The organism is Rhizobium sp. NPDC090279 (assembly GCF_044769665.1).
Taxonomy (GTDB): domain Bacteria; phylum Pseudomonadota; class Alphaproteobacteria; order Rhizobiales; family Rhizobiaceae; genus Rhizobium.
Genome location: NZ_JBIVYI010000002.1, coordinates 741,917 through 755,369, shown reverse-complemented (window position 1 = coordinate 755,369; position 13,453 = coordinate 741,917). Strand labels below are relative to the sequence as shown.

12 protein-coding genes are annotated in these 13,453 nt (G+C 59.7%); 8 read left to right on the top strand and 4 right to left on the bottom strand.

The genetic code is table 11. The features are described 5' to 3' along the window. Window positions 1-37: 37 nt before the first annotated feature. Window positions 38-529, bottom strand: a complete 492-nt coding sequence (locus ACIQWP_RS07760) for a DUF2306 domain-containing protein (protein WP_402784267.1) — start codon at window positions 527-529, stop codon at window positions 38-40. A gap of 86 nt (window positions 530-615) precedes the next feature. On the opposite strand from ACIQWP_RS07760, the gene ACIQWP_RS07755 reads away from it, so the two are divergent. From ACIQWP_RS07755 to ACIQWP_RS07740, 4 genes are all read left to right on the top strand, one after another. After that, window positions 616-1,440: a LytTR family DNA-binding domain-containing protein gene (locus ACIQWP_RS07755; RefSeq protein WP_402784265.1), complete on the top strand. Its 825-nt coding sequence runs from the start codon at window positions 616-618 to the stop codon at window positions 1,438-1,440. A gap of 170 nt (window positions 1,441-1,610) precedes the next feature. After that, window positions 1,611-5,096: a carbamoyl-phosphate synthase large subunit gene (gene carB, locus ACIQWP_RS07750; protein ID WP_402784263.1), complete on the top strand. Its 3,486-nt coding sequence runs from the start codon at window positions 1,611-1,613 to the stop codon at window positions 5,094-5,096. Window positions 5,097-5,349: 253 nt separating this feature from the next. Beyond that, window positions 5,350-5,826 (top strand): transcription elongation factor GreA, encoded by a 477-nt coding sequence (greA, locus tag ACIQWP_RS07745; RefSeq protein WP_402784261.1) that lies wholly within the window; start codon window positions 5,350-5,352, stop codon window positions 5,824-5,826. A gap of 6 nt (window positions 5,827-5,832) precedes the next feature. Beyond that, window positions 5,833-6,912, top strand: coding sequence for a glycosyltransferase family 4 protein (locus ACIQWP_RS07740; protein WP_402784259.1), 1,080 nt, complete (start codon window positions 5,833-5,835; stop codon window positions 6,910-6,912). Between the two features lie 9 nt (window positions 6,913-6,921). Here ACIQWP_RS07740 and ACIQWP_RS07735 read toward each other — a convergent pair whose 3' ends face one another. From ACIQWP_RS07735 to ACIQWP_RS07725, 3 genes are all read right to left on the bottom strand, one after another. Next, window positions 6,922-7,836, bottom strand: coding sequence for a glycosyltransferase family 92 protein (locus ACIQWP_RS07735; protein ID WP_402784392.1), 915 nt, complete (start codon window positions 7,834-7,836; stop codon window positions 6,922-6,924). 62 nt (window positions 7,837-7,898) lie between these two features. Then, window positions 7,899-8,807 carry a glycosyl transferase gene (locus ACIQWP_RS07730; RefSeq protein ID WP_402784257.1) on the bottom strand — a complete coding sequence of 303 codons (909 nt, stop codon included), beginning with the start codon at window positions 8,805-8,807 and terminating at the stop codon, window positions 7,899-7,901. Window positions 8,808-8,811: 4 nt separating this feature from the next. Further along, window positions 8,812-9,279, bottom strand: coding sequence for an Lrp/AsnC family transcriptional regulator (locus ACIQWP_RS07725; RefSeq protein ID WP_402784255.1), 468 nt, complete (start codon window positions 9,277-9,279; stop codon window positions 8,812-8,814). A gap of 238 nt (window positions 9,280-9,517) precedes the next feature. Here ACIQWP_RS07725 and trxB point away from each other — a divergent pair, with 238 nt between their 5' ends. From trxB to ACIQWP_RS07705, 4 genes are all read left to right on the top strand, one after another. Next, window positions 9,518-10,492, top strand: coding sequence for a thioredoxin-disulfide reductase (trxB, locus tag ACIQWP_RS07720; protein WP_402784253.1), 975 nt, complete (start codon window positions 9,518-9,520; stop codon window positions 10,490-10,492). Between the two features lie 23 nt (window positions 10,493-10,515). Beyond that, window positions 10,516-11,412 (top strand): LysR family transcriptional regulator VtlR, encoded by an 897-nt coding sequence (locus tag ACIQWP_RS07715; protein WP_092711607.1) that lies wholly within the window; start codon window positions 10,516-10,518, stop codon window positions 11,410-11,412. 564 nt (window positions 11,413-11,976) lie between these two features. Beyond that, a complete protein-coding gene (locus ACIQWP_RS07710; protein WP_402784250.1) occupies window positions 11,977-12,270 on the top strand; it encodes an ArsR/SmtB family transcription factor in 294 nt (97 codons plus the stop codon). A gap of 2 nt (window positions 12,271-12,272) precedes the next feature. Further along, entirely contained in the window at window positions 12,273-13,439 is a 1,167-nt protein-coding gene (locus ACIQWP_RS07705; RefSeq protein ID WP_402784248.1) for an MFS transporter, read from the top strand. The last annotated feature ends 14 nt before the right edge of the window (window positions 13,440-13,453 follow it).

Below are 13,453 nucleotides of genomic sequence, written 5' to 3'. Positions count from 1 at the left end.
GGAAGTGCAACAAAGCCAGTTGGCTATCGACAGAACATCAGCTTAAACGGCGGCGTCGCCATATTTCCTTGGACAACTGCCAGAAAAGAACGACCGCAATACCTGCGACGACGACGAGCGGCGCGATTTCGCCGCCGCTGAAAGCCACCTTGTTCATGATGCGGCCTGGAACAACCGTGAATATGCCAGCACCGACGATCCCGCCGAAATAGAGGCCTCTGACAATACGTTTATGTGCCTCGATATTGTGATTGCGGGCATTGACGATGGCGCCCCAGCAACCGAACAAGACGTATATCGACAGCAGATGGATGGGACTGAAGCCATAGAACATGTTGATCTGGTGAATGAAGAAGCTCGATAGCGCGGTCACGACCATCAAGACGAGCCATATCTTGCCGAGCAGCCGATGCGTCGGTGTTCCCTTGGGCCGCAAGAGAAGATAGGCGCCGAGCAAGGCAGCGGGGACAACAGCCGCGACATGGATCTGTATCGCGAATGGGGCATCAAAAAGCGGCTCGAAAGTCATGGTCCGTATCCGGTTGAGTTTGTCGAGCCTTTCCGTGATATTGTTCTTCCCTCAATCGAAATTGCGCAAGACAACGGAAAATCTTCGTGGATCACACCTTTCTGCAATCCACGCTTCGTGAATTGCAGGTCGTCCAGCGTTCACCGCGCTTCTGGGCGACCTTTGTCACGATCGTCCTGATCTTCGCGCTGACGGGGCCATACGGCACGCTTGATCGGCTGATGCCCGCAGCACGGCTCGGCTATTGGCTCGCCCTTCACGCCATGGCCTGGTCCATCTCTATCGTCTTTTCCGTCGTCGCCGAAGTCCTCCTGCGCAAGCATTTGGCGAGCACATTCGCCCGGCTGATGATTGGCTCCGTCGCCGCCGCGTTACCGATCGGCTTCGGCATCACGCTCGTCGACTTCGCGTTCTTTGGAACGATGTCCACGGTGACCGGCAGCCTGCGTCAATCGCTAGGCTCCGTACCGCTTTGCATCCTCTTCTGTATTCTCACCTATCTGACCATGCATCGGCAGATAGCGATGGCCACCGAGGGAACAAATCTCGCGGAGGCGAAAACAACATCCGTCCCAACAGCCGAGATTCGCCCGCTGACACAACAGCCGCCGATTCTCTCGCGTTTGAAGCCGGAAAACCGGGGAGCGCTGATAAGGCTAACGGTTCGCGATCACTATACTGAGGTCGTGACAACGCGCGGTCGCGAACTTGTCCTGCTGCGCTTCGGCGATGCTCTGATGGAAGTCGGCGACATTGAGGGCATGCGCCTGCACAGATCACATTGGATAGCAACCAACCACATCGCCAGCCTGAAGCGTGACAATGGCAAGCTTTTCGTCATCGCGCGCGACGGAATGGAGATGCCCGTCAGCCGCTCTTATGCGGAGGCTGTCCGGCGTCGTTTCGGCTAATGGCGGCAAAGCTTGCAGAATTCATGTCGATTCCGCCATTTATGGGGTTCCGTTTGCAAATACATTTGCCTATAAGCCGCTTCTAGCCTGAAAATATTGCCCATGCGCCCCCGGCCGGTGATCTCCCACCCTGGCCGGCTTTTCGCGCAACAAAAAACGGATGTGAGCCCATGCCGAAGCGCCAAGATATCAAATCGATCCTCATTATCGGTGCAGGACCGATTGTTATCGGACAGGCTTGCGAATTCGACTATTCCGGCACGCAGGCCTGCAAGGCACTCCGAGAGGAAGGCTACCGCGTCATCCTCGTCAACTCCAATCCGGCAACGATCATGACCGATCCGGGCCTGGCGGACGCAACCTATGTCGAGCCGATCACGCCCGAGGTGGTCGCCAAGATCATCGCCAAGGAGCGCCCGGACGCGCTGCTGCCGACCATGGGCGGCCAGACCGCGCTCAACACGGCCCTTTCGCTGAAGCGCATGGGCGTGCTCGACCGCTATAATGTCGAGATGATCGGCGCAAAGCCCGCCGCGATCGACATGGCCGAGGACCGCGCCCTCTTCCGCGAGGCCATGGCCCGCATCGGCCTGGAAACGCCGCGCTCCATGCTGGCGAACGCCACCGACATCAAGGATGCCGACCGCAAGACACACGAGGCCGAGCGCAGCAAGCTGAAGGCGCAGCTTTCCGGCGCCGAGCTCGACAAGGCGCTCGATGCGCTCGAAAATCAGTGGAACCTCGGCGAGAGCGACCGCAAGCAGCGCTATATGAGCCATGCCATGGCAATCGCCGCCCAGGCGATCGATCATGTCGGCCTGCCCGCCATCATTCGCCCCTCCTTTACGCTCGGCGGCACCGGCGGCGGCATTGCCTACAACCGCTCGGAATTCTTCGAAATCGTCGGCGGCGGCCTCGATGCCTCGCCGACCACGGAAGTCCTGGTCGAAGAATCGGTGCTCGGCTGGAAGGAATTCGAGATGGAAGTTGTCCGCGACACGGCGGACAACTGCATCATCATCTGCTCGATCGAAAACATCGACCCGATGGGTGTGCATACCGGCGATTCGATCACGGTTGCCCCGGCGCTGACGCTGACGGACAAAGAATACCAGATCATGCGCAACGCCTCGATCGCGGTTCTCCGCGAGATCGGCGTCGAGACCGGCGGCTCAAACGTGCAGTTCGCGGTCAATCCGAAGGACGGCCGCCTCGTGGTCATCGAAATGAACCCGCGCGTGTCGCGCTCCTCGGCTCTGGCGTCGAAGGCCACGGGTTTCCCGATCGCCAAGATCGCGGCCAAGCTTGCTATTGGCTATACGCTGGACGAACTGGAAAACGACATCACCGGCGGCGCGACCCCTGCATCTTTCGAACCGTCGATCGACTATGTCGTCACCAAGATCCCGCGTTTCGCCTTCGAGAAATTCCCGGGCGCCTCCCCGGTTCTGACCACGGCCATGAAGTCGGTCGGTGAGGTCATGGCGATCGGCCGTACCTTTGCCGAATCGCTGCAGAAGGCGCTGCGCGGTCTTGAAACCGGCCTGACGGGCCTCGACGAGATCGAAATCCCCGGCACCGAAGAGGGCGAAGGCAATCGCAACGCCATCCGCGCCGCCATCGGCACCCCGACACCGGACCGTCTGCGCATGGTTGCCCAGGCGCTGCGCCTCGGCCTGACGCCGGAAGAGGTGCATGAAGGCTGCAAGATCGACCCCTGGTTCATCGCGCAATTCAAGAACATCATCGACATGGAAGCCCGCATCCGCGAGCATGGCCTGCCGCAAGATGAGGCCAATCTGCGCATGCTGAAGTCGATGGGCTTTTCTGACGCGCGTCTCGCGACGCTGACCGGCAAGCGCCCGAAGGAAGTGGCGGAGCTGCGCAACAGCCTCAACGTTCGCCCGGTCTTCAAGCGCATCGACACCTGCGCCGCAGAATTCGCCTCGCCGACCGCCTATATGTACTCCACCTATGAAACGCCTTTCGTCGGCGCCGCTCGTTCGGAAGCTCAGGTTTCCGACCGCAAGAAGGTCGTCATCCTCGGTGGTGGCCCGAACCGTATCGGCCAGGGCATCGAGTTCGACTATTGCTGCTGCCACGCCGCCTTCGCGCTGAAGGATGCCGGCTACGAAGCAATCATGATCAACTGCAACCCGGAAACCGTTTCGACCGACTACGACACCTCGGATCGTCTCTATTTCGAGCCGCTGACGGCCGAAGACGTCATTGAAATCCTCCGCGCCGAGCAGGAAAAGGGCGAAGTCGTCGGCGTCATCGTGCAATTCGGCGGCCAGACGCCGCTGAAGCTCGCCGAAGCCCTCGAAAAGAACGGTATCCCGATCCTCGGCACCGCGCCTGACGCCATCGACCTTGCCGAAGACCGCGACCGCTTCCAGAAGCTCTTGATGAAGCTCGACCTGAACCAGCCGAACAACGGCATCGCCTATTCGGTCGAGCAGGCACGCCTGGTCGCCTCGGAAATCGGCTTCCCGCTGGTCGTGCGCCCGTCCTATGTTCTCGGCGGCCGCGCCATGCAGATCATCCATTCGGAAGGGCAGCTGCAGACCTATCTGCTCGACACCGTTCCGGAACTGGTGCCTGAGGACATCAAGCAGCGCTATCCGAACGACAAGACCGGCCAGATCAACACGCTGCTTGGCAAGAACCCGCTGCTGTTCGACAGCTACCTTGCCAACGCCATCGAAGTCGACGTCGACTGCCTGTCCGACGGCAAGGACGTCTACGTCGCCGGCATCATGGAGCATATCGAGGAAGCCGGTATCCACTCCGGCGACAGCGCTTGCTCGCTGCCGCCGCGCACCCTCTCGCCGGCAATGATCGATGAGCTGGAACGTCAGGCAAAGGCCATGGCCAAGGCGCTCAATGTTGGCGGCCTGATGAACGTCCAGTTCGCCATCAAGGATGGCACGGTCTACGTGCTCGAAGTCAACCCGCGCGCCTCGCGCACCGTGCCCTTCGTCGCCAAGACCATCGGCGCACCGATCGCCAAGATCGCCGCCCGCGTCATGGCGGGCGAAAAGCTGGATGCGACCTTTGCCGCCTATGGCGAAAAGCCCGATCCGCGCAAGCTGAAGCACATCGCCGTCAAGGAAGCCGTCTTCCCATTCGCGCGTTTCCCCGGCGTCGACACGCTGCTCGGACCGGAAATGCGCTCGACCGGCGAAGTCATCGGTCTGGACACAGATTTTGCTCTGGCCTTCGCCAAGTCGCAGCTCGGTGCCGGCGTCGAACTGCCGCGTGACGGAACGGTCTTCGTCTCGGTGCGCGACGACGACAAGCCGCGCGTGCTGCCGGCCATCCGCATGTTAGCCGAATTGGGCTTCAGGGTGCTCGCGACCGGTGGAACCCAGCGCTTCCTCGCCGAAAATGGCATCGAGGCGACCAAGATCAACAAGGTGCTGGAAGGCCGCCCCCATATCGAGGACGCCATCCGCAACCGTCAGGTTCAGCTCGTCATCAACACGACCGACAGCAACAAGGCGATCTCGGATTCCAAGTCGCTTCGCCGTGCGACGTTGATGCAGAAGGTGCCCTACTACACCACCATGGCCGGTGCCGAAGCAGCAGCCATGGCGATCAAGGCGCTGAAGGCCGGGAACCTCGAAGTTCAACCGCTGCAGAGCTATTTCTGAAGCGCATAATTCGACCGCGACGGGCGTGAGCATGGTAGCCGGCTCACATTCGTCGCGGCCCTGCAAAGCGATCGAATGGCCAAGGGGCTTCAACAGGAGCTTCTCCTTAAACCTTCGAATTTTCTAGCAATCGTCTGTCGCAATCTGCTATACGTGACAGAATAACTGCTCTGATGGTTCCGAAGTACCGCTTCGGGACCTGTTTTCTTTTGTGTCTGCAGCAGAGCAACACAGGGAGTGAAGGACGAAAAAAATGGTTGATAAGGTACCGATGACACAGAACGGGTTCGTCAAGCTGCAGGAAGAACTGCGCTGGCGTCAGCAGGGAGAGCGCCCGCGGATCATCGAGGCAATTGCGGAAGCACGCGCTCATGGCGACCTGTCCGAAAACGCCGAGTACCATGCAGCCAAGGAAGCCCAGAGCCACAACGAAGGCCGAATCACCGAACTCGAAGACCTGACGGCGCGCGCCGAAGTCATCGATCTCACCAAGATGTCCGGCTCAAAGATCAAGTTCGGCGCCAGGGTGAAGCTCATCGACGAGGACACCGAGGAAGAAAAGATCTATCAGATCGTCGGCGATCAGGAAGCCGATGTGAAGGCCGGCCGCATTTCCATCTCTTCGCCGATCGCCCGCGCGCTGATCGGCAAGGAAGTCGGCGACTCGATCGAGGTCAATGCGCCCGGCGGCGCCAAGGGTTACGAAATCCTCTCCGTCACCTGGGGCTGATCGCCCGTGCGCGATCGCGAGTCAACACGCGCGAGCGATCTCCGCGAGATCGAAATCATAGCGACGAATTTCAAACGCCGGCTTTCCGGCGTGACTTCGACGATCGTGCAGTTGATTCCCAAACAGGTCGAGCTCGGTTATCATATCGCAACGCTCGGTCCCGGCCTTCCGGAAAACCTGCCACGGCTCGGCTGGCTACGCCTGCCCGGCCTCTGGACGAAGCCGCGCCGCTATAGCGTGCGCATCTGGCATGCCCGCCGCAACAATGAGATGCTCGCCGGCTTGCTGCTGCGCTCGGTTCTGCGCATGCGCCTGAAGTTGGTCTTCACCTCGGCGGCCCAGCGTCGCCATACCGGTTATACCCGCTGGCTGATCCGTCGCATGGACTCAGTGATCGCCACCAGTACACGCTCCGGCAGCTTTCTTGAGGTGCCACACACCGTCATTCAGCACGGCGTCGATCTCAATCGCTTTCATCCGCCGGAAAAGCCCGACGACCGCATGGCCGCAACGGGCCTGCCCGGCACCTATCTCATCGGCTGCTTCGGCCGCGTCCGTCATCAGAAAGGTACCGATCTTTTCGTCAAGGCGATGATCGAGCTCCTGCCGCGCTATCCGGACTGGACGGCTGTAGTCTGCGGCCGCGTGACAACCGAGCATCGTGGCTTCGGCGATGAGTTGGAGAAGATGGTGGCCGCCGCCGGCCTTTCCGATCGCATCCGCTTCTTGGGCGAGGTCGACGACATCAAGCCCTGGTATCGCCGCGCCACCCTGTATGTCGCGCCGTCCCGCAACGAAGGTTTCGGACTGACGCCGCTCGAGGCCATGGCCTCCCGCACTGCCGTCGTTGCATCGGATGCCGGCGCCTATGCCGAGATGATCGTCCCGGGCGAGACCGGCGCTGTTGTGCCGGCGGGCGATGGCGAGGCGCTGACCAGAGCGATCGCCTTCTATCTGGCCAATCCGGAAGAGGCGCGTCTTCAGGGTGAGAATGGCGTTCGCCATGTGCGCAGCGAATTCGCCCTGGAACAGGAAGCAACCGCCATCGGCGATGTCTATAGGCGGCTGCTCGTCGCCAACAAGTAAGTGGATGGATCAGCGACCGAGATCGATACGGTTGCGCTCGATGAATTCGAGCATCGAACGATCCTCCACCATGTCTTCCTCGATGCTTTTGACGATGGACAACACCTTCTCCCGATATTTCGTGGCACTGCTATCGTAGGCCCAACCTCGTGCGAGCTTCTCCATCAGCTCCTGCCGGGATTTCGTATAATAGTGGTTGAGCTGCAGGAAACCGTTCGAATAAAACTCAGGAGACTTCCGCGCACGCCGCGTAAACCGCTTGCCGGCGTCATTGGCCGTCAGATCGCCGTAAGCGCGCGTCTGGAACTGATGCACGCTGACCTCGATCACTTCACACGGGTCGACGATACATTTGAAATTGCTGACATTTTCCTTTGATGTCATCGGATCGGCGCCGCGCATCGTATAGTTCAGCGTCAAAGGGCCATCCGTCGGCGTTTCATGGCCGCTGGTGGCAAACATGTGCCAGGGCAGCGACACATTCGGAAAATCGCCGACAGCCTCCAGCGCCTCCTCGACGGTTACCGCCTGCTTCGGCAGAAGGAATTCATCGACATCGATAAACGCCATCCAGCGATAATCGCCGCCGAAATTCAGGATGGCATGGGCGAAGGTGATGACCTGGCCGTTCAGCATCGCCGAAGTCGCGGCATCGCGCATGCGCCCCGCCCAGGGAATGATCGTCAGCGCGTCCTCATTGAGCAGGCTTCGAAGAAACGAGCAGGTTTCGTCCGTCGAACCGTTGTCATAGATATAGAAGTGACGAATGCCGACCGCCTGGTGGAAGCGCACCCATTCCTCGATGTAGCTAGCCTCGTTTTTCACACAGGCGGCAATGGCGATGCCTTGGCGCCCTGCGCTTGGCTCGGGCGGATCGATGGACAGCTTTTTGGCGTCCGACGCCTTGGGTTTCAGCCAGCGCATGAGCTTCATTTCAGCAACCTTGTTTTCAATCTGCGCACAGGCTCAGCGGCCTTCGGCAAGCGTCACGTCTTCGATTTCACGGCGAATTTGTCGTCGTAACCGAAATCATATTTCAGCAGGGCCGAAATCGGAGAATAGTTGACGAAGGATACGCTGCGCTCGGCCGCAATCCGCCGCGCGAGCACGAGATGCTCGATCATACGGCCTTCAGCCCGTGCAATGCCCGAAAAAGCGGTATCGCCGACGGTCTCGTAAAAGCGAGGCTCGCCGGCATTGGATATATCGATCCCCAGGAAACCGACCTGCTGCTGCGCACAATAAAGAGCAAATTGCAAAGCCGAGACGGCGACGGACCCGCCCAGAAAAACCCCACGATCCGGAGAAAGCGAAAAACCTGCCGAACCCTCGGTGTCCAATCGCACATATTGCAGCTTCTTGAGATCGTCGAGCGAGCGGCGGCGCGCTCCATAAGGCTTGCGGATGTCGTCGATCAGAATGATGGTCTTGTCCGCCAGCCAGCTTTTGTCGATCTCGCAAAGCGCGCGTAGCACCGCCACCGAAAACAGACAAAGCGAGCCGGGAGCCACCTTCTCCCGCAGCATGTCGAGATGCCGCCAGACAAAGCGCTCATCCTCGACGGCGATTGCCAATGGCTCGGCGATCCGATCGCCGGATAGGCCTATAGCGCCGTTCAGAAGAATGGCGCTGCGGAATTCCAGAGCGCTCAGATCGCAATCGCGAATCGATGGGCCCGAGCCGACAATGTAGATCGCATCGCCGCAGCGTTCACGCAGACGATCCATGCCGGCAAGGCTGGCAACCTTGGCGCCGCGGTAAAGCACCTCGCTGACATTTTGGCTGCGGACGATGCTGAGCCCCGGAAACCAGTCCTGCACGTGAGCCCGCGAGCCGCCCAGGAAAAGGCGCACGCCGGACTTGATCAGCGACCGGTGCCAGGGGCGATCCGCCATTCGCCTAGAGCTCCACCAGGCCGAGCTTCTTGACTTGCCGGATGGTCAACATGGTGCGCACGGTATCGACATGCTCATTCGCCGTCAGGACTTCGATGACGAAATCCTGGAACCGGGTGAGATTTTCTGCAACGCAGTGCAACAGAAAATCGCTGTCGCCCGATACCATCCACGCTTGCCGAACCAGCGGCCAGGCCGCAGTCGCATTGGCGAAAGCCTTGAGATTAGCCTCCGACTGGTGCTTCAGACCGACCATGCAGAAGGCCACGAGATCGAAGCCCAGTTTCGGGCTGTTCAGCATGGCGTGATAGCCTTCGATGATGCCGGCCTCTTCCAGCTTGCGCACCCGTCGCAGGCATGGCGGCGCCGAAATGCCGACCCTATCCGCGAGCTCGACGTTGGTCATTCGCCCGTCCCGCTGGAGTTCCCGCAGAATCTTGATATCGATGGCATCGAGCTCAGCGCGAAGCACTTTTTGGCCTTTCTTTAATTCCCCCTCGCCAGCTTCTATATAAGGCAGGAAAATACGCAAGAAAGTTTCTCTAGCGTAACTGATTCTTACACAAAGCAGATTTGCCCTGTGTGTAATGCAAGGCTGCCCTTGAATAAATGCATAAGGCAATCATAAATGAAGCAGCGGATCGCGAAATCGCCTGCTTTGCGCGTTTGAAGCCGCGGTTTCCCGTTCGCTGAAATTGAAAGGACTGACTATGCCTGCCCGCCACACGAAGGTGCTTATCATCGGCTCCGGCCCAGCCGGCTATACCGCCGCGGTTTACGCTGCACGCGCGATGTTGCAGCCGGTTCTGATCGCCGGTCTCGAACAGGGCGGCCAGCTGATGATCACCACGGATGTCGAAAACTATCCGGGCTTTGCCGATCCGATCCAGGGGCCCTGGCTGATGGAGCAGATGCTCCAGCAGGCCCAGCATGTCGGCGCCGAAATCGTCAATGATCTCGTGACCGAAGTCGACACCAGCAAGCGTCCCTTCGTCGCCCGCACCGATAGCGGCCAGGTCTGGACGGCCGACACCCTCGTCATTGCCACCGGCGCCAAAGCGAAGTGGCTCGGCATCGAGAGCGAGCAGCACTTCCAGGGCTTCGGCGTTTCCGCCTGTGCCACTTGCGACGGCTTCTTCTATCGCAACAAGGACGTGATCGTGGTCGGCGGCGGCAATAGCGCCGTTGAGGAAGCGCTCTATCTCTCCAACATCACCAAATCGGTGACCCTGGTGCATCGCCGCGATTCCTTCCGCGCCGAAAAGATCCTGCAGGAGCGCCTCTTTGCCAAGGCGAACGTTAGGATTCTCTGGAACACCGAAGTGGCCGAGATCACCGGCACGCCGGCCAAGCCGCCGATGCCGCCGTCGGTCACGGGTGCTCGCCTGCGCGATGTTCGCACCGGCATCATTACCGACATGGTGATCGACGGCGTCTTCGTCGCCATCGGCCACGCGCCGGCGACCGAACTCTTCAAGGGCAAACTGAAACTCAAGGACAATGGTTATCTCTGGACCGCTCCCGACTCGACCGCGACCAGCGTCGAAGGCATCTATGCAGCCGGTGACGTGACCGACGATACGTTCCGACAGGCGATCACCGCAGCGGGGATGGGCTGCATGGCGGCGCTTGAGGCGGAACGCTACCTGACCGGGCACATGCCCGTCGCCGTAGCTGCGGAGTGATGCAGCCGATGAGGGGAAACGGCATGCCATTGGATTGGGACAAGCTGCGTATCTTTCACGCGGCTGCCGAAGCGGGTTCGTTCACGCATGCGGCGGACAAATTGCATTTGTCCCAATCCGCCATCAGCCGACAGGTCAGCGCTCTCGAGCAGGATGTCGGCATAAAACTCTTTCATCGCCATGCGCGCGGTCTGATCCTGACCGAACAAGGTGAGCTGCTCTATCGCACCGCCCATGACGTTCTCTTGAAGCTCGAAACGGTCAAGATGCAATTGACCGAGACGACCGACAAACCGAGCGGCAAGTTGCGCGTGACGACGACGGTCGGCCTCGGCCAGGGCTGGCTGACCGACAAGATCCAGGAGTTCCTGCAGCTCTATCCCGATATGCAGATTCAGCTCATCCTCGACAACGAGGAGCTGGACGTGAACATGCGCCATGCGGATTGCGCCATCCGCCTGCGCCAGCCGCAACAGTCGGACCTGATCCAGCGCAAGCTCTTCACCGTGCATATGCACGTCTATGCCGCTCCCTCCTATATCAACCGCTACGGCGAGCCGCAGTCGGTGGAGGATCTGGACGAGCATCGCATCATCAGCTTCGGCGAGCCGGCACCGAATTACCTGCTCGACGTCAACTGGCTGGAGATCGCCGGCCGCTCATCCGACAACAAGCGCGTGCCGCATCTGCAGATCAACAGCCAGACGTCGATCAAGCGCGCCTGCCTGCTCGGCATCGGCATCGCCGTCCTGCCGGATTACATCGTCGGCCGCGACCCGGGCCTCATTCAGCTCGCGATCAATGCCGATGTGCCGTCCTTCGACACGTATTTCTGCTATCCCGATGAGATGAAGAACGCGGCTAAGCTCAAGGTTTTTCGCGATTTTATCGTGGCGAAGGCTCGTAACTGGAATTTCTGACGAAGGTAAGTCACTGATAACGAAGTCTTTTTACGGCTAGTATATCAGCCACGCATATGACGCATAGCTGATATGCACAAAATAGAGTTGAAGCCTGCACATTTAACTACCATATCGATCATAGCTGATGCACACGGTGGCTTTTCCTCCCAGTTCCACCGCATTGGCTGTTCCCCTCTGGAGGTTTTTGACCTTCATACCTATAGGGCCCTGGTTTACTCCGGCGGCCCTTTTTTTTGTCCTTTTGGCCCCGAGCCTGCAAACGCATAACTGCCATGCACAAAAAAGCATTGCGCACTGCACAAATTAGCATCATAACGCACACAGCTGATGCACATGGTGGCTTTTCCTCCCAGTTCCACCGCATTGGCTGTTCCCCTCTGGAGGTTTTGACCTTCACACCTATAAGGGCCCTGGTTTATACCGGTGGCCCTCTTTTTTTGCCCAATTTCTAAGCACACACTCCAGCTGCCTTGCAGAAAATAATATTCTGCGTCGCCCTTGATATATCGGAAACTATCGATACATATATCGCAATTATTCGATATTCATGCGGTGAACGCCATGGACAAGAACGAGATATTGAAGGCCCTGGCCAACCCAGCCAGGCTCGAAATCCTCAATCACCTGAAAGACCCACAGACACATTTCCCAACCCAGGAGCATCCGCTGGAATTGGGCGTCTGCGCCAGCCAGTTCGAGCGCTGCGGCCTGTCTCAGTCGACCGTGTCAGCCCATCTCAGCACGCTGCATCGCGCCGGCCTGGTGACGACACGGCGCCTCGGCCAGTGGATTTTCTACAAGCGCAACGAGGAGATCATCACCGAATTCCTCGAAGCCATGCAGAAGGAACTGTGACCATGCCTCTTGCGCTTCTCGTTCTCGCGCTCAGCTCCTTCGCAATCGGCACCACCGAATTCGTCATCATGGGACTGCTGCCGGAAGTCGCCTCGGATCTCGCCGTCACCATTCCGCAGGCCGGCTGGCTGGTCACGGGCTATGCGTTGGCTGTCGCGATCGGCGCACCGATCATGGCTGTCTCAACCGCCCATTTGCGCCGTCGTTCGGCACTGATCATGCTGATGGGCTTCTTCATTCTCGGCAATCTTCTCTGCGCCATCGCCCCCAACTACTGGATCTTGATGATCGCCCGCATCGTCACCGCACTTTGCCATGGTGCCTTCTTCGGCATCGGCTCGGTGGTCGCTGCCAGCCTGGTGCCGGAAGACCGCAAAGCTCGCGCCGTTGCCCTGATGTTCACCGGCCTGACGCTCGCCAACGTGCTTGGCGTTCCTCTCGGCACCGCATTCGGCCAGGCTTTAGGCTGGCGCGCGCCCTTCTGGATCGTCACGCTTCTCGGCGTCGCCTCCATCGCGGGCCTCGTTGCCGTGCTGCCAAAGAATGAAGAAGCACGTCAGGGCAGCCTTGGCCGCGAAATCGCCGCACTCCGTGGCCTCGGCCTCTGGCTGGCATTGCTGACGACCGTATTCTTCTCGGCGGCCATGTTCGCGCTTTTCACCTACATCGCCCCGATGCTGCGTGACGTCACAGGCGTCTCGCCGCAGACCGTCACCTGGACGCTGCTGTTGATCGGCGTCGGCCTGACGATCGGCAATCTGATCGGCGGCAAGCTGGCGGACTGGCGCCTCGGCACAACGCTCGCTGGTGTCTTCCTGGCGATTGCCGTGACCTCAGCAATCTTCAGCCTCACCATCCACTCCGTCGTCGGCGCCGAGATCACGCTCTTCCTGTGGGCAGCCGCCGCATTCGCCGCCGTGCCTGCATTGCAGATCAACGTCGTCAATTTCGGCAAGGACGCACCCAATCTCGTATCAACAATCAACATCGGCGCCTTCAATACCGGCAATGCGCTCGGCGCCTGGATCGGCGGCGTTGTCATCGACGAGGGCTTCTCCCTGGCACAGGTGCCGCTCGCCGGCTCGGCCATGGCAATCCTCGGCTTCCTCACCGTCCTGCTGACCTTCGCCACCCTACGCCCCAAGGACGAAGCTCTCGCTTCGTCTTGATCCCTCCCTTTTAT